The organism is Polynucleobacter sp. UK-Gri1-W3 (assembly GCF_018881595.1).
Taxonomy (GTDB): Bacteria; Pseudomonadota; Gammaproteobacteria; order Burkholderiales; family Burkholderiaceae; genus Polynucleobacter.
The window spans coordinates 64,000-80,456 of record NZ_JACVQA010000008.1 but is presented as its reverse complement, the minus strand read 5'-3'; the positions used below and the strand labels follow the sequence as shown (position 1 = coordinate 80,456).

The window sequence follows — 16,457 nt, the reverse complement described above, 5'->3', positions numbered from 1 at the left end:
ATTTGTAACAATTAATAGTTAATTTGTTATTTTGATTTCAATGAAGAACAAAAGCCACCCTGAGGTGACCTTTGTTGTGTAGCTTGAGTGAAATTACTCGCGTGATGCTTTTTTACGCTCATGCTCCTTGAGGTAGCGCTTACGAATACGAATACTCTTAGGCGTTACTTCAACCAATTCATCGTCATCAATAAACTCTACTGCATATTCCAAGTTCATTGCGATTGGAGTTACTAAACGAACAGCTTCGTCAGTACCAGATGCGCGAACGTTGGTTAATTGCTTGCCCTTAATGGGGTTCACAACCAAATCGTTATCGCGACTATGAATACCGATCACCATACCCTCATATAAAGGATCTCCAGGGCTCACAAACATACGACCGCGGTCTTGCAACTTCCACAATGCATATGCAACTGCTTCACCATCGTCTTGGCTAATCAATACGCCGTTATGACGCTCACCTAAGATACCGTCTTTAGCTGGCGCATAAGAATCAAAGGTATGGCTCATCAAGCCATTACCACGGGTCATAGTCATAAAATCGCCTTGGAAGCCGATCAAACCACGCGCAGGAATGCGGTACTCAAGACGTGTACGACCTTTGCCGTCACTCACCATGTCGAGCAATTCACCCTTACGCTTACCCAAGTCTTCCATCACGGCGCCTTGAGTTGTATCTTCTAAGTCAACCGTTAAGTTCTCATACGGCTCCATCTTCACGCCATCTACTTCATGGAAAACAACGCGCGGACGGGAAACCGCTAATTCGTAACCTTCACGACGCATAGTCTCCACCAAGATGGTGAGGTGCAATTCGCCACGACCAGATACTTCAAATACAGTGTCGTCGTCTGTTTCTTTTACGCGCAAAGCCATGTTTGACTTCAATTCGCGATCTAAACGCTCACGAATCTGACGACTAGTAACAAATTTACCCTCACGACCAGCCAATGGGCTAGTGTTCACCATGAAGTTCATAGTCAAAGTAGGTTCATCGATCTTGAGCATTGGCAATGCTTCCGGTACATCTGGTGCGCAGATAGTTGTACCAATTGCCAAATCTTCAATCCCATTTACCAATACGATATCGCCCGCTTGCGCTTCATCTACTAGTTCGCGCTCTAAGCCGCGGAATTTCAATACTTGGTTAATACGGCCTTTACGCTGAACGCCGTCAGGACCGTCCATAAATACAACGTCCATTAATGGCTTTACAGTACCGCGGTTTACTCGGCCTACGCCAATCTTACCGACGTAAGTGCTGTATTCAATCGAGGTAATTTGCAATTGCAATGGGCCTTCTGGATTGTCATCACGAACTGGTACATGCTTTAACACTGTGTCAAACAATGGACGCATATCACCTTCACGTACATCGTCAGTCAAACCTGCATAACCATTCAAACCAGATGCATACACAACAGGGAAGTCTAACTGCTCTTCAGTTGCGCCAAGCTTATCAAACAGCTCAAAAGTGGCGTTGATCACGTAATCGCAACGCGCGCCTGGGCGGTCAACCTTGTTAATCACCACGATTGGTTTCAAACCCAAAGCCAAAGCTTTCTTAGTAACGAAGCGGGTCTGTGGCATTGGACCTTCAACCGCGTCGACCAAGAGCAATACACCGTCAACCATCGAGAGCACACGCTCCACTTCACCACCGAAGTCGGCGTGTCCTGGGGTATCAACGATATTGATGTGTGTGCCGTCATATTCCACCGCACAGTTCTTGGACAAAATAGTAATACCACGCTCTTTTTCCAAGTCGTTTGAGTCCATGACGCGTTCAGTCATTTTTTCATTGGAGCGGAATGTGCCAGATTGGCGCAAGAGTTGGTCAACCAAGGTAGTTTTACCGTGGTCAACGTGGGCGATGATAGCGATGTTACGAAGTGCGCGTTTAGTCATGTGAAGCTTCTAAAGTTAAGAATATAAATTCGGGTTAATTAAGATTAGTGGGTAAATAAGTCAAATTTGTTTAATGGGCTGAGGAGATCAAACGCTTTGGATGTAAAACACCAGAGCGCCAATCAGCAGTGCCAATAAAGTTATGAGGAGCAGCAGTGGCGCGGTAGATACGTACCAATGCTTCGATGGAAGGTAAATTGAGAGGAACTCGCTGCCCCATCTCAAGACGTTTAGCCTGTTGCTCATCCACCGTTAAGTGAGGCAACGTTTGTAACAAGGCGTCAACAGGCAATATATAGTTAGCGCTATTTTGCAAGCCACTTTGAATCGATTCAATCGTAAAGGACTGCTCAAGATTTAGGTGCCCTACTTCGGTTCGGCGTAAGCCAACCAAATGGGCGCCACAGCCTATGGCATTACCAATATCTTCGGCCAGCACACGAATATAGGTGCCTTTACTGCAACTCACCTCTAAAGTGGCCTCAGGCCAAGTAACATCAGTCCAGCGAATGGAGTGAATCGTAATATCCCGTGGAGCGCGCTCTAACTCAACGCCAGCACGAGCATATTCATATAAAGGTTTACCGTCACGCTTGAGCGCGGAATACATTGGCGGTACCTGAGAAATCGGGCCGGTAAATTTCGGGAGCAAGGAATCTAAGGCAATCTTGATTTCGGCTTCGCTTGCAAACACAGGCAAAGGCAACTCTTCAATAATCTGCCCTTCAGCATCACCAGTATCGGTACGCGAACCAAACTTCACTCTCGCAATATAGGTCTTATCAGCTTCAAGCAAGTCTTGAGAGTACTTAGTGGCTTCACCAAGACAAATAGGAAGCAAGCCAGTTGCCATTGGATCTAATGTGCCGGTATGTCCAGCTTTGTCGGCATTAAAGGCGCGCTTGACAGCAGTCACCGCACCTTGTGAGCTCATCCCAGCGGGTTTATCTAGTAGCACTACGCCGTCGATCCGAATAGACATGAATTACTTAGTCTCGTCCGCTTGATCACTGCTGCTGCGGTCACTATCCACGGCTTGATCGATCAATCGAGACATCTCTATGCCGTGCTCAACAGAGCTGTCATAGTGAAAATGTAATGTAGGAACAGTATGGATATGCAAACGCTTAAACAAAAGTGAGTGTAAATATCCTGCTTTTTCTTGTAGCGCCTTTAAAGCATGCTCAGGCTCAGCACCTAAAACAGTAAAGAACACCTTAGCGTGCGCCAAATCTGGCGTGAGCTCAATACTTTGTAAAGTAATCAAACCCAAGCTTGGACTGCGCAATTCGCGCGGAATAAGCTCGGCCAGGTCTCGCTGAATTTGATCGGCGAGACGCTGGTTACGATGCGGACTAGTCTTATGCATATTAATTAGAGTGAACGTGCAACTTCAGTAACTTCAAATACCTCAAGCTGATCACCCTCTTTAATATCGTTGTAACCTTTTAATGACAGGCCGCACTCAACACCGGCACGAACTTCTTTGGCGTCATCTTTGAAACGCTTGAGAGAATCCAACTCACCAGTCCAAACAACCACGTTATCGCGCAAGAGACGCACACTAGATGTACGCTTGATGATGCCATCAACAACCAAGCAACCAGCAATCGCGCCAACCTTAGATACCAGGAAGACTTGACGAATCTCAACCAGACCAGTGATTTCTTCTTTCTTATCTGGAGTCAACATGCCGCTCAGCGCCAGCTTCACCTCGTCTACTGCGTCATAGATGATGTTGTGATAACGGATGTCTACGCCATTGTTCTCGGCTAACTTGCGAGCTGCGGCATCTGCACGGGAGTTGAATCCAAAAATAACGGCCTTAGAAGCAACAGCCAAGTTCACGTCAGTTTCAGTAATGCCACCAACGCCTGCGTGAACAATTTGAACCTTCACTTCTGGAGTAGAAAGCTTCATTAAAGATTGAGCCAAAGCTTCTTGAGAGCCTTGTACGTCCGCTTTGATGATCAACGGCAATAACTTGGCTTCAATGGCGCCTTCTTCCATGTTTTCCATCATGGTTTCAAGCTTAAATGCCTGCTGTTTAGCCAACTTCACATCACGGAACTTACCTTGACGGAAAAGTGCAATCTCACGAGCCTTACGCTCATCAGGAACCACTTGTACTGACTCACCAGCCGCAGGAACATCTCCTAAACCTTGAATCTCAACTGGGATAGATGGACCTGCCTCATTACATGGCTTACCGTTTTCATCTAGCATGGCGCGTACGCGGCCATAAGTTGAACCGGCCAACAACATATCACCACGTTTTAATGTGCCTGACTGAACCAAGATAGTTGCCACTGGGCCCTTACCTTTATCTAAGCGTGCCTCAATGACCAAACCTTGTGCTGGCGCATCTTTAGGCGCTTTCAGTTCAAGAATTTCTGCTTGCAACAAAACGTTTTCAAGAAGAGCATCAATGCCTTCGCCTGTTTTAGCGGACACTGGAATAAATGGCACATCGCCACCGTACTCTTCAGGAACCACTTGTTCTGCTACTAATTCAGTTTTAACGCGCTCTGAATTGGCTTCTGGCTTATCAATCTTGTTAATAGCGACAACAATAGGAACACCACCTGCGAGCGCATGGTGAATCGCTTCTTTTGTTTGCGGCATCACACCGTCATCAGCGGCAACTACCAAGATCACAATATCGGTCGCCTTAGCACCACGAGCACGCATTGCCGTAAAGGCTTCGTGGCCCGGGGTATCCAAGAAGGTAATCATGCCGCGTGGAGTTTCCACATGGTATGCGCCGATGTGCTGAGTAATGCCGCCGGCTTCACCGGTGGCTACTTTGGCAGCGCGAATCTTATCGAGCAAGGAAGTTTTACCGTGGTCAACGTGACCCATCACCGTTACAACTGGAGGACGCGGCAATAACTCCGCATCATGACCGACTGTACCGAGCTCTAAATCCGGATCATCCAATTTCGCTGCAAAGGCTTTGTGACCCATTTCTTCCACAAGAATCATTGCAGTATCTTGGTCAAGTACTTGATTGATGGTGACCATTTGGCCCATACCCATCAAAAGCTTAATCACTTCTGCACTCTTCACCGCCATTGCATGAGCTAACTCAGCAACAGTAATAGTTTCTGGTACGTGAACATCGCGCACTATAGCTTCTGTTGGTACTTGGAAGTTGGTGTCGACGTTCGCTTCTGCGATTTGACGTTGCTTCTTACGGCCACCGCCTGAACGCCAACCGCCAACACCACCAGAAGAATCTCCGCGAGTCTTTAGGCCGCCAGGTTTCTTAGCGCCCTCTTCTTGCCATGTAGAAGATGTCTCAGCAGACTTAATGGTCTTACCGCCAACTTTGGCGACAGCCTTCTTCTTATCATCGGCACCTTCAACTTTGGCAGGCTTGTGTAATGTGCCTTTTTTGGCTTCTTCAGCAGCAATTTCGCTTGGTGCCTTTAAAACACGTGCTGGAGCACTCATCATGTCGCGAATTGCCAATGCTTCTGCTTCAGCAGCAGCACGACGGACACGAATGTCTGCTAATTCTTTTTCTTTGCTTACAGCTAAATCTTTAGCTGCCTTATCTGCTGCGGCTTTTTTCTCTGCAGCAGCTGCAGCAGCAGCCGGCGCTGCATCTACAGGCGCCTCTTCTTTAGCAACCACCGGAGCGGCAACCTCTTTTTGACGCGCTTCTTCGGCCGCCTTCATTTCCGCTTCTTGACGAGCCAATAACTCAGCCTGACGTGTTGCTTCAGCTGCGCGTTTCTCTAATTCTTCTGCAGAAATAACAGGTTTAGCTGGTACAGCTGGTGCGGCTGGTGCAGCCTCTTTAACCTCTTGAGCGGGAGCTTCTTCAGGGGCTTTTTCTCCGGCCTTAACGAGTACACGTTTTTTACGAACTTCAACCTGCACGGTACGAGTGCGACCAGCAGAATCAGCTTGACGAATTTCTGAGCTCTCGCGCTTGATTAAGGTAATCTTTTTGCGCGTGCTTGAATCTGCGCTGCCGTGGGCTTTTTGCAAATGCTCGAGCAGGACAGTTTTGTCCTTTTCGGTAATGCTGTCGTCCTCAGAACCTTTTTCGATACCGGCCGCCTTCAACTGCTCCAAGAGGTCTGGCGCGGTACGTTTTAATTCTTTAGCGAGTACTTTTACTGTTGTTGCCATGCACTACTTCCTCTCATGAAGTAAACCAATGTTCGCGCGCTTTCATGATGAGCGTTTTCGCAGTTTCTTCGTCAATTTGTGTCGCCTCAACCAGCTCATCAACAGCCAGTTCAGCAAGGTCGTCACGGGTATGAACTTGATTGTCAGCAAGCTTAGCAATCAGTTCTGTTGTCATTCCATCTAGGGAGCGTAAATCTTGGGAAACTTCTCCAATACGCTCTTCCTTTGCCAACTCCATAGTTAACAAAGAGTCACGTGCACGAGTACGTAGCTCATTCACAGTATCTTCATCGAATGAATCAATTTCTAACATTTCAGACAATGGCACATAAGCCACTTCTTCCAATGTATTGAAGCCTTCTTCAATCAAAATGTCGGCAACTTCTTGATCTACATCCAACTTGTCCATAAACAGCTGGCGCACAGAAGATGCTTCTTTTTCAGTTTTCTCAGCAGACTCCTCAGGAGTCATGATGTTGATCTGCCAGCCAGTCAAATCGCTCGCCAAACGAACGTTTTGTCCGCTACGACCAATGGCAATTGCCAAATTCTCTTCATCCACCACTACGTCCATCGCATGACGCTCTTCGTCAACCACGATAGAAGATACTTGAGCTGGAGCCAAGGCACCAATTACAAACTGGGCTGGATCTTCAGACCACAATACGATGTCCACCGCTTCGCCAGCAACTTCGTTGCGAACCGCAGTCACACGTGTACCACGAACGCCAACGCAAGTACCGATTGGGTCGATACGCTTGTCATAAGTAATCACAGCAATCTTTGCGCGTACACCAGGATCACGGGCAGCACCCTTAATCTCTAGTAAGCCCTGTTCCATTTCTGGAACTTCGTTCTCAAACAACTTAATCAAGAAGTCTGGGCAAGTACGTGAGAGTTCGATTTGTGGGCCACGTGCTTCGCGATCCACCTTAAGGATATAGGCGCGAACACGATCACCAGAACGTAAGTTCTCTTTTGGGATCATTTGATCACGACGCAGTAAGGCTTCAACACGACCGGATTCAATGATCAGGCCATTCTTGTCGGCACGCTTGACGGTGCCGGTCATGACTTTTTCGCCACGCTCAAGGTAGTCGTTCAAAATCTGTTCGCGCTCAGCATCACGGATGCGCTGCAAGATGACTTGCTTAGCAGCTTGTGCGCCGATACGACCAAATGCTAAAGATTCAATTTCCTCTTCGATGTAGTCGCCAACTTCCATATCAGCAAGCTGCTCTTGGGCCTCAAATTGCAGAATCTCTTTATCTGGCTCCTGTAAACCGGCTTCGTTCGGAACAACCAACCAACGACGGAAGGTTTCGTATTCACCAGTTTCGCGATCAATTGAAACGCGGATATCCACGTCTTCTGTAGCGTAGCGCTTCTTAGTCGCAGAGGCCAAAGCCATCTCCAACGCCTCGAACACAATTGCTTGATCAACGTTCTTTTCACGCGCTAACGCGTCTGCCAACATGAGAACTTCTCGGCTCATGACTTTCTTCCTTTGAAATCAATAACAGGGACCAACCGAGTCTTATCGACCTCGGCTAAAGAGAACTCCAATTGAGAAGGCTGACCATCAGCACCCTCAAATACCAAACCAAACTTTGCATCCGGTGAATTCAATTCACCACTTAGCAAACCTTGTAACTCACCACGAAAATTCTTGCGACTACCAACTGCAACACGCAACTTCAAATCCACTTCCATACCAGCGAAGCGAACAAAATCTGCGGCACTTTTTACTGGGCGATCCAATCCTGGAGAAGAAATCTCTAAACGCTCGTAAGGGATGTTTTCTACTGGCAAGGTGTAACTCAACTGATGACTTACCTTCTCGCAATCCAAAACAGAAATCAAACGTTCGTAATCTGGGTTTTCAATCGTGACGCGCAGCAATCCTCCGGCTTCACGCTCAATCTCTACTAGCGTGTAACCTAAGTTTTCCAGCTCTGCTGAAATAACCTGCTGATCCTTCACGACACCCCTTCATACCAAAATGGCAAAAAAAAATGGGCTTCAAAGCCCATATTCTCGAAATTCAGAACAGGCCGACTTACGTTGATCGCAACATCAGTCGGTAACCACTAAAACAACAGAAACCTGCTGTAAGACCGAAATTATAGCCTATTTGGCAGAAAATCGATACAAATCAGAAGCTTTTGCCCGGATTACGCGGTTTTCTAGGCCCTTTATTGAAGGGTTTTCTTCCTTTTGGTGCGCCACGCTTTGGCCCATTTCCAGGACTTTGAGGGTTTCCAGTCACAAAAGCTGACTGTCCATGATGAACTTTGCCGCCTTTACTGCGGTTTTGACCATTTCCGCCTTGTCCACCTTGGCCACCCTGCCCGCCTTGACCGCCACGACCCCCTTGACCACCCTGACCAGGTCTACCGCCTTGAGCACGACCGCGGAAAGGTCCGCGTCCTTCACCGGAGCCACCACCGCCACCAGGTTTTCCACCTCTACCCTGGTGCGTTAGGCCATTGTGGCCGCTAGCAAGGGTTAAAGCATCACGTGATCCCCAGTAAGAAACTGAGGTCTGCATTGGATCGGGCTGGAAATCTTCTCCCATAGGGCGACGATCACGATGATTAGAGTTAGCGTTAGGGTTGCGACCCTTGTCTTGTGGCTGAGGCATTTTTAAGCCTGCAGACTTCATCAAGTTATAGATACCGCCGGCCTCAATCTCTTCCCATTTGCCACGTCTTAAGCGTGGGGGCAATAAGAAAATGCCATAACGGGTTCGGATCAAGCGAGATACCACATGACCAACCGCCTCAAACATACGACGCACTTCGCGATTACGACCTTCGTTTAATGCAACGTGGTACCAGCGGTTAGCGCCTTCACCACCACCCATTGCTAAACGTAAGAATTTGGCTTGGCCGTCATCGAGCGTAATACCACTCTTTAATAGTGATGTATTTTCTTGACTCAAGTCGCCCAAGATACGCACTGCGTATTCACGCTCGACACCGTAACGTGGATGCATTAAACGATTCGCTAATTCACCAGAAGTAGTGAATAACAAAAGGCCTTCAGTATTAAAGTCCAAGCGACCTACTGCGATCCAGCGTCCTTGACGAGGCTTTGGCAAACGATCAAATACCGTTGGGCGACCTTCAGGGTCAGACTGACTCACGATCTCACCAGCAGGCTTGTGATACAAGATGACGCGTGGCGGCTTAGTCTGAATCTTGCGATGGACTGGCTTGCCATTGATACGTACTTGATCTGTTGGTCCGATACGTTGACCAATGTGCGCAGGTAATCCGTTAACCGATACGCGCCCTTGAATAATCAAGTCTTCCATATCTCGACGTGAGCCCATGCCGACATCAGCCAATACTTTGTGCAACTTAACAGTATCTTCATCATCTGCGTCATCGTCTAGGCCATCAAGATCAGACCAAACTTCATCGCGCAAACTGAGTGGAAGGTCATCAACGTTCGCAAACTGCAGACTACTCATTTCTTCATCTGTTGGCGCATCAGGATCTTCATCTTCACGGGAACGTTGGGCACGTTGTGCACGATGTTCAGCTCCAGCTTGATGAGAGATCTCACTCTCATTAAAGCCATCAGGATTTTTAACTTCTTCAATCTCCGGCGCATCTAAGGCAGCGTCGAATTCACCAGATACTACTGAAGCAAACAAAGCTTCGCTTTCAGCGGGATTCGGGGCTAATTTTGCGGACTGATTGTTGCCGGGGTTATTTCCCCCTTCACGGGGACCATTGGAATCACCACCCTCGCGGCGTGGCCGATCCTTATTGAACGGGCGTTTTTTATTAAAGGGATGCTTACTACCTCCAGCACCCTGGCGGCGTGGGCGACGATCGCCACGTTCAGCACGCTCCCCACCTTCAGTCTTAGGGCTATCAGAATTCGATTGCGCAGCGTCTGAATTGGAAGGAGGTGCCGATGAATTTACTATCGGGGATGAATCGTTTTCGTTAGAGCTTGTCATTAATTATTATTTTGTTTCGTCTGGATTATTTTCAGACTCAGGGGTAACCTCTTCAATTGTTCCATCTTCAGTAATTTCAATAGTCGTTTCTTCAGTTTCTTCAATTTCTTCAATAACTATTTCTACTACTTCAGCATCGGTCTCACTTACTTCTTTTGCATCAGCCTCGATGATGACTGTCTCGACTGTGGCAGATGGATCAAACTCCATCACTGCTTGGCCTAATTGCGCTGCAGCAGCCATTGGTGCAGCATCTTCCAAAATTGGTAGGCTTTGTAAATTTGTCAGACTTAAATCATCTAAGAACTGCTTTGTGGTTGCATATAAACCTGGGCGACCAATTGTTTCCTTGTGGCCAATCACCTCTACCCAGCCACGGTCTTCTAACTGCTTCATCACGTTACTACTCACTGCAACACCGCGAATTTCCTCGATCTCACCACGAGTGACTGGTTGACGATAGGCAATGATGGCTAATGTCTCCATCACAGCACGTGAATACTTTGGTGGCTTTTCTGGAGTCAGGCGATCAAGATATTCACGCATCGAAAGGCGACTCTGAAAACGCCAGCCGGTAGCGATATGCACCAACTCCATACCCTTGTCATCCCAAGTGCGCTGAATTTCGATTAATGCTTCCTCGATATCAGCAGTAGTGATGTCTTCTACAAATAAGCGAGACAAATCAGCAACAGTGAGTGGTTCCTGTGCGCACAGGAGGGCTGTTTCAATTACGCGCTTATTGTGATCGTCCATAAAATTCGGGCTACCAGGAGTAATCCTGATTAGGCTTTAAAAATGTATTCAGTAATGGGTTTTGGTGTTCTCTAGCGACTACGGACAATCCATCTCATCAGTTCTTATTGGGATATGACCGCGCTGAAACGAAGTCCTTTTCGTTCACCTTTCAACCATTATAAGGTAGGCTTAATACAATAGCTACATGCACAAGAATTCCACAACATCCCCCTTAGCCCCGTCTAGCGCTCCAGAATCTATAGGGCGCCGTAGACTCCTGGGCCTCGGAATTAGCATGAGCGCCCTTCTTGGGGGTGCCGGCCTGAGCTCTTGCAGCATGATTAGTAGCAAGAAACCAGTGGTTGGATTGGTTTTAGGTGCAGGCGCAGCCAGAGGTTTTGCCCATATAGGTGTCATTAAGGCTCTGGAAGCCCAGGGCATTAGGCCCGATATCGTTGTTGGCAGTAGTGCTGGTAGCGTTATTGCTACCTTACTGGCCTCAGGCGCAACAGGTAATGACCTAAACCGCCTAGCCCTAAATCTGGATGAGGCCACAATTGCGGACTGGGGACTCCCTTTTGCCGGACGATTTGGTGGGCTGATTAAGGGTGATGCACTGCAAAACATGGTTAACCGAGAAGTACAAAATAAAACTATTGAACAAATGCGCATCCCTTTGGGAATTGTCGCTACTGAATTGCAGTCAGGCAAAGGGGTTTTATTTAGAACAGGAAACACCGGCTTAGCCGTTCGTGCATCCTGCAGCGTGCCAGGTGTATTTCAGCCGGCAGTGATTAGCGGCAAAGAATATTTGGATGGCGGCTTAGTAGCGCCAGTTCCCGTTAGTTATGCAAGACAAATGGGTGCAACTTTAGTGATTGCAGTCAACATCTCATCTGAACCCGTTCATCAAGATGCCAGTGGAACCCTGGGCGTTCTGCAGCAGACCATTTCAATCATGCAGCGAAGCATCAACCAATACGAACTCAAAAGCGCGGACATAGTGATTCAGCCGCAATTAAAGCAAATGGGTAGTGGTGATTTCAAATCCAGGAATGCCGCCATTCTTGCTGGCGAACTCGCTGCACAAGAGCAAATGGGGCTGATTAAAGAAAAGCTGAAGGGCTAGCAGCCATAAGGCTAAAGAGCCTTTATTTAAAGGCTGCGTGACTTACGTTTGAGATTGTTTACTTCATTGAGGAGCTCTTGACGCTCCGAGTCGTTCAGGTTATCACTGCCATCTAAGCGACGTGCGCCATCAAAACGTTTATCCCAATAAAGACTACCGAGATCATCCACTCGAACATTCGTACCTTTAGAGGGAGAATGAATGAACTTGTTATCACCTACATAGATTCCAACATGAGAAAAAGTCAGACGCATCGTGTTGAAGAATACGAGATCACCTGGTTGTAATTCTTCACGGGTAATTGGTTTGCCAACACGACTCATTTGAGTGGATTTACGTGGCAATAAAAATCCAAGCTTATCTTTAAATACATAGCCAACAAAACTACTGCCATCTAATCCGGATTGCGGTAATTCTGTATCCCAGCGATAACGCACGCCAATGACTTCCATAGCGCGGTTAATTAACTCTTCAGATTTGCCGGTAACGGTGTCTGCCAAACGATCTGATACGCGAGCAATGTAAGAACGCCCAGCCTGGAACATGCTCTCTTTAGGAACTACGGCTTCAGCAGATGCCTCAACGACCGGATCGGCCGCATAAGCAGATACAGAGACGATGACTCCTAAAGTCAGGCCTAGTAGTTTTAAAAGCAATGCTTTTTTCAATGACATCTGTTCAGTTTAACAAAGAACCCCTAATTAACCAAGCCTTCACTATATGTATAAGTCTATGTTTATAAACATAATTTTGCTTTAAATAGGGGCAAATGCACCAATTTAGCCCATCTGAGATGGGTTTTTGCTCTTCTCTAGGTCAGCTCAGCAGCAGCAAAAAGCTCTTTGGTATAGACCTGACGGGGATGCTTAATAAGGGTTTCGGTGTCGCCAAATTCCACAACCTTACCTTCTTTGAGAACCATTACCTCATGAGACATGGCCCGAATCACTGCCAAATCATGACTGATCATCAGATACGCTAAGTTGTACTTTTTCTGCAGCTCGGTCAGTAAAGCAAGCACCTGCTTTTGAATGGATACATCCAATGCAGAGGTCGGCTCATCTAAAACCAAAATTTGTGGACGCAAGATAAGAGCGCGGGCAATTGCGATACGTTGTCGTTGTCCGCCAGAAAACTCATGGGGATAACGCAGTAAAGCTGAGCGATCGAGGCCAACTTCTTTGAGCATGTCTACTACGCGAGTCTCGCGCTCTGCAGCAGACAGCCCAGGAAAGTGCACATCCAAACCTTCAGAAACAATCTGCAAGACATTCATACGGGGTGACAGCGAACCAAAGGGATCTTGAAAAATAACTTGCAAGCTAGAACGCATCGCGCGTCGTTCAATGGGTTTCAGTTTTTGCCATTCATTACCCAGCACATCCACACTACCAGTCACTTCAGCTGCAGAGTCGCCCAATAAACCAAGTACCGCCATACCCAGTGTTGTCTTACCAGAGCCGGACTCCCCAATAACACCAATGGTCTGCCCTTGCTTCAATCCAAAGCCCACTTTTTTTAGAACTTTATGTGATGGCGCTTTTTTAAACCAAGAGACGGACCTTGAGCTTGGATAAGCAACCGATAGCTCTTCTGTTTTTAAGAGCACTGGGGCAAGAGGCATGAGTGGAGCTAAGTCACGCACTGGCTCACTATTGACCAAAGCGCGGGTATAGGGATCTTCTGGATGCTCAAATACTTGCTTAGTGGGGCCAGATTCCATCAGATTGCCTTGATTCAATACTGCAACACGCTGTGCAAAATGTTTCACCATATTAAGGTCATGCGTAATCAGGAGTATTCCCATTCCTCCATGATCCTTGGATTCTTCTTGGAGCTCTTTGAGTAAATCCAAAATTTGCAAACGCAAACTCACATCTAAGGCGGTAGTCGGTTCATCCGCAATCAATAGCCGTGGTTTACATGCCAAGGCCATCGCAATCATGGCGCGCTGCCTTTGACCGCCAGATAGCTGATGTGGATAAGAATGAAAGCGGCGCTCAGGCTCAGGAATTCCGGTCTTTCTAAGCAAGTCAATCGCAGCATCAATCGAGTCCGCCTTAGAAATCAAGGGTTGATAGATTTGTACCGCCTCAATAATTTGATTGCCAACAGTAAACAATGGGTTAAGAGCTGTCATTGGCTCCTGAAACACCATCGCAATTTCACGACCACGAATTTCCCGAATATCTTGCAAAGGCATGGAGAGCAAATCTACAGCGCCCTTCCCATCTTTTTTATTCCACAGAATCTTTCCGGAAACTTTGGCGCCCTCAGGCTCGAGTCGTAAGGGTGCCAAAGCAGTTAGCGTCTTACCAGAACCTGACTCGCCGACCAAAGCAACACGCTCACCGATGCCGATATCCAAATCCAAATGGTTGACTGCGAACTTTTCTCGCCGACCCGATCCAAATGAAATGCATAAATCTTCATAGCGTAACAAGGGCTGTTTTTGATTTGAAGCTTCGCTCATGAGCGCCCTCCACTCATCAAGCCAGCTTTGCGCGAGTCAAATGCATTACGTAATGCTTCCCCCATAAAGGTCAACAGCAGCAGAGTTACAACCAAGACTACAAAGGTGGATAAGGAAATCCACCAAGCATCGAGATTGCTCTTACCCTGAGAGAGCAGCTCGCCCAAGCTTGGGGTTCCTGGAGGAACTCCCAATCCTAAAAAGTCCAAGCTGGTCAAAGACAATATGGCGGCACTCATGCGAAACGGCAAAAAGGTAATTACTGGTGTCAAACTATTGGGCAGAATGTGACGCCACATAATCTGCATGTTTGTCAAACCAAGCGCTCGGGCTGCGCGCACATATTCCAAAGCACGATTACGGAAAAATTCTGCGCGCACGTAATCCGATAACCCCATCCAACCAAATGCTGCCAATAAGATAATTAATAAAGAGACGCTAGGATTAAAGATCGAAGCAAAAATAATGAGTAAGTACAACTCGGGCATTGCCGACCAGATTTCAATCAAGCGTTGGGAGATCAGGTCAAACTTACCGCCAAAGAATCCCATTAAAGACCCAGTAATAATGCCCACACTCACGCCAACGATAGTTAGGGCAAGGCCAAAAAGAATAGATAAGCGAAAGCCATAGATCAGTCGAGCCAATACATCGCGCCCACGATCATCAGTACCTAACCAGTTCTCCCAAGAAGGTGGTGCAGGATTGGGCACCTGAGAAAAGTAGTTCAGCGTCTCATAGCTATAGTGAATCGGCGGATAGATCGCCCAATTACCGTTGCTGGTAATGTTTCGGTGAATATCCGGATCCAAAAAGTCTGTTGGTGTTGCAAAATCTCCGCCAAAAACAGTTTCAGGCTGACTCTTCACAATTGGAAAATAGAAATGGCCCTCATAGCGAACTACTAAGGGCTTGTCATTCGCGATCAGCTCGGCACACATCGATAGGCCAAATAGCACCATGAAGATCCAAAGGCTCGCATAACCCATGCGACTATTTTTAAAGCGCAGCCAACGACTCATGAGCCCCCTCCCGCGCCAAACTGAATGCGTGGGTCTACATATACATAGCAAAGATCAGAAATGAGCTTGGTGAATAAGCCAATAAGAGTAAATAAATATAAGGTACCGAACACTACAGGATAGTCACGCCTCATTACAGATTCGTATGAGAGCAAACCAAGTCCGTCCAATGAGAATAGCGTCTCGATCAACAATGAACCTGTAAAAAATGCCCCAATAAATGCTGCTGGGAAACCTGTTACTAGCGGCAAGAGCGCATTTCGGAATACGTGTTTCCAGAGCACTTGTTTTTCAGTGAGTCCTTTTGCGCGCGCAGTCAATACATACTGCTTGCGAATCTCTTCTAGGAAAGAATTCTTAGTCAACATGGTGACAACGGCAAAGCTACCCAGAACAGATGCGGTAATCGGTAGCACCAAATGCCACAAATAATCCATGACTTTGCCAATCAAACTCAGATCACTCCAGTTGTCCGAAGTAAGCCCTCGCAGCGGAAATAACTGCAAGAAACTGCCGCCGCCAAAGAGAACGAGCAATAAGACCCCCAATACAAATCCCGGAATGGCATAACCAACCAGAATCATGCTGCTGGTAATGGCATCAAAACGTGAACCATCGCGTACTGCTTTGGCGATACCCAAGGGAATCGAAACTAAATAGGTAATAAAGAAGGTCCAGAGTCCGATGCTGATAGAGACTGGTAATTTAGAGACCACTAAACTCCAAACGCTTTCGTGCTGGTAATAGCTTTGTCCCAAGTCAAATCTTGCGAAGCGACCCAACATCATGAAATAACGCTCGAGTGGTGGCTTATCAAATCCGTATAAGGCCTTTACCTCTTCCAGGCGCTGTGCATCGATACCTTGACGCCCACGATAAGTTGCCCCTGAACCAGAAGATTCCGATCCTCCAACCGCTGCATCGCCCTTGCCTTTGAGCTCTAATATCATTTGCTCAACTGGGCCACCCGGAACAAATTGCACTACCGCAAAAGTTAAAGTGAGCACACCTAACAAAGTAGGAATCATCAACAGCAAACGCTTAAAGATATAGGCGCGCATATTT

13 protein-coding genes are annotated in these 16,457 nt (G+C 47.2%); 1 reads left to right on the top strand and 12 read right to left on the bottom strand.

Annotated elements, in window-relative coordinates; genetic code table 11:
• Positions 1-93: 93 nt before the first annotated feature.
• From typA to scpB, 8 genes are all read right to left on the bottom strand, one after another.
• Complete coding sequence (gene typA / locus ICN36_RS08260) at positions 94-1,911, bottom strand: translational GTPase TypA (RefSeq protein ID WP_216227920.1); 1,818 nt, start codon at positions 1,909-1,911, stop codon at positions 94-96.
• A gap of 70 nt (positions 1,912-1,981) precedes the next feature.
• Positions 1,982-2,893, bottom strand: a complete 912-nt coding sequence (gene truB, locus ICN36_RS08255; RefSeq protein ID WP_216227919.1) for a tRNA pseudouridine(55) synthase TruB — start codon at positions 2,891-2,893, stop codon at positions 1,982-1,984.
• Positions 2,894-2,896: 3 nt separating this feature from the next.
• The gene (gene rbfA, locus ICN36_RS08250; protein WP_216227918.1) at positions 2,897-3,280 is read right to left on the bottom strand and encodes a 30S ribosome-binding factor RbfA; all 384 of its coding nucleotides are present in this window, start codon (positions 3,278-3,280) and stop codon (positions 2,897-2,899) included.
• A 5-nt stretch (positions 3,281-3,285) separates the two neighbouring features.
• The gene (gene infB, locus ICN36_RS08245; RefSeq protein ID WP_216227917.1) at positions 3,286-6,054 is read right to left on the bottom strand and encodes a translation initiation factor IF-2; all 2,769 of its coding nucleotides are present in this window, start codon (positions 6,052-6,054) and stop codon (positions 3,286-3,288) included.
• Positions 6,055-6,067: 13 nt separating this feature from the next.
• The gene (gene nusA / locus ICN36_RS08240) at positions 6,068-7,549 is read right to left on the bottom strand and encodes a transcription termination factor NusA (RefSeq protein WP_216227916.1); all 1,482 of its coding nucleotides are present in this window, start codon (positions 7,547-7,549) and stop codon (positions 6,068-6,070) included.
• Positions 7,546-8,037, bottom strand: a complete 492-nt coding sequence (gene rimP, locus ICN36_RS08235) for a ribosome maturation factor RimP (protein WP_216227915.1) — start codon at positions 8,035-8,037, stop codon at positions 7,546-7,548. The genes nusA and rimP overlap by 4 nt, the downstream gene beginning before the upstream one ends.
• Positions 8,038-8,209: 172 nt before the next feature.
• The gene (locus tag ICN36_RS08230) at positions 8,210-10,030 is read right to left on the bottom strand and encodes a pseudouridine synthase (protein ID WP_216227914.1); all 1,821 of its coding nucleotides are present in this window, start codon (positions 10,028-10,030) and stop codon (positions 8,210-8,212) included.
• A gap of 6 nt (positions 10,031-10,036) precedes the next feature.
• Positions 10,037-10,786, bottom strand: a complete 750-nt coding sequence (gene scpB, locus ICN36_RS08225) for an SMC-Scp complex subunit ScpB (RefSeq protein ID WP_216227913.1) — start codon at positions 10,784-10,786, stop codon at positions 10,037-10,039.
• A gap of 319 nt (positions 10,787-11,105) precedes the next feature.
• Between scpB and ICN36_RS08220 the strand changes: the two genes are divergently transcribed.
• Positions 11,106-11,897, top strand: coding sequence for a patatin-like phospholipase family protein (locus tag ICN36_RS08220; protein WP_370623486.1), 792 nt, complete (start codon positions 11,106-11,108; stop codon positions 11,895-11,897).
• A 26-nt stretch (positions 11,898-11,923) separates the two neighbouring features.
• Here ICN36_RS08220 and ICN36_RS08215 read toward each other — a convergent pair whose 3' ends face one another.
• From ICN36_RS08215 to ICN36_RS08200, 4 genes are all read right to left on the bottom strand, one after another.
• On the bottom strand, positions 11,924-12,571 hold the full coding sequence (locus ICN36_RS08215; RefSeq protein ID WP_216227911.1) for a C40 family peptidase: 648 nt from the start codon (positions 12,569-12,571) through the stop codon (positions 11,924-11,926).
• A 137-nt stretch (positions 12,572-12,708) separates the two neighbouring features.
• A complete protein-coding gene (locus ICN36_RS08210) occupies positions 12,709-14,370 on the bottom strand; it encodes an ABC transporter ATP-binding protein (protein WP_216227910.1) in 1,662 nt (553 codons plus the stop codon).
• Complete coding sequence (locus ICN36_RS08205) at positions 14,367-15,392, bottom strand: ABC transporter permease (RefSeq protein ID WP_216227909.1); 1,026 nt, start codon at positions 15,390-15,392, stop codon at positions 14,367-14,369. The genes ICN36_RS08210 and ICN36_RS08205 overlap by 4 nt, the downstream gene beginning before the upstream one ends.
• Positions 15,389-16,453: a microcin C ABC transporter permease YejB gene (locus tag ICN36_RS08200; RefSeq protein ID WP_216228279.1), complete on the bottom strand. Its 1,065-nt coding sequence runs from the start codon at positions 16,451-16,453 to the stop codon at positions 15,389-15,391. Before ICN36_RS08200 ends, ICN36_RS08205 begins: the two co-directional genes overlap by 4 nt.
• Positions 16,454-16,457: the final 4 nt, after the last annotated feature.

Bases quoted from the DNA above. Each gene is read 5' to 3' on its own strand.
- ICN36_RS08210 (WP_216227910.1), bottom strand. From the start codon at position 14,370: ATGAGCGAAGCTTCAAATCAAAAACAGCCCTTGTTACGCTATGAAGAT.
- infB (WP_216227917.1), bottom strand. From the start codon at position 6,054: ATGGCAACAACAGTAAAAGTACTCGCTAAAGAATTAAAACGTACCGCG.
- nusA (WP_216227916.1), bottom strand. From the start codon at position 7,549: ATGAGCCGAGAAGTTCTCATGTTGGCAGACGCGTTAGCGCGTGAAAAG.
- scpB (WP_216227913.1), bottom strand. From the start codon at position 10,786: ATGGACGATCACAATAAGCGCGTAATTGAAACAGCCCTCCTGTGCGCA.
- truB (WP_216227919.1), bottom strand. From the start codon at position 2,893: ATGTCTATTCGGATCGACGGCGTAGTGCTACTAGATAAACCCGCTGGG.
- ICN36_RS08205 (WP_216227909.1), bottom strand. From the start codon at position 15,392: ATGAGTCGTTGGCTGCGCTTTAAAAATAGTCGCATGGGTTATGCGAGC.
- ICN36_RS08220 (WP_370623486.1), top strand. From the start codon at position 11,106: ATGATTAGTAGCAAGAAACCAGTGGTTGGATTGGTTTTAGGTGCAGGC.
- ICN36_RS08215 (WP_216227911.1), bottom strand. From the start codon at position 12,571: ATGTCATTGAAAAAAGCATTGCTTTTAAAACTACTAGGCCTGACTTTA.
- ICN36_RS08200 (WP_216228279.1), bottom strand. From the start codon at position 16,453: ATGCGCGCCTATATCTTTAAGCGTTTGCTGTTGATGATTCCTACTTTG.
- rbfA (WP_216227918.1), bottom strand. From the start codon at position 3,280: ATGCATAAGACTAGTCCGCATCGTAACCAGCGTCTCGCCGATCAAATT.
- ICN36_RS08230 (WP_216227914.1), bottom strand. From the start codon at position 10,030: ATGACAAGCTCTAACGAAAACGATTCATCCCCGATAGTAAATTCATCG.
- typA (WP_216227920.1), bottom strand. From the start codon at position 1,911: ATGACTAAACGCGCACTTCGTAACATCGCTATCATCGCCCACGTTGAC.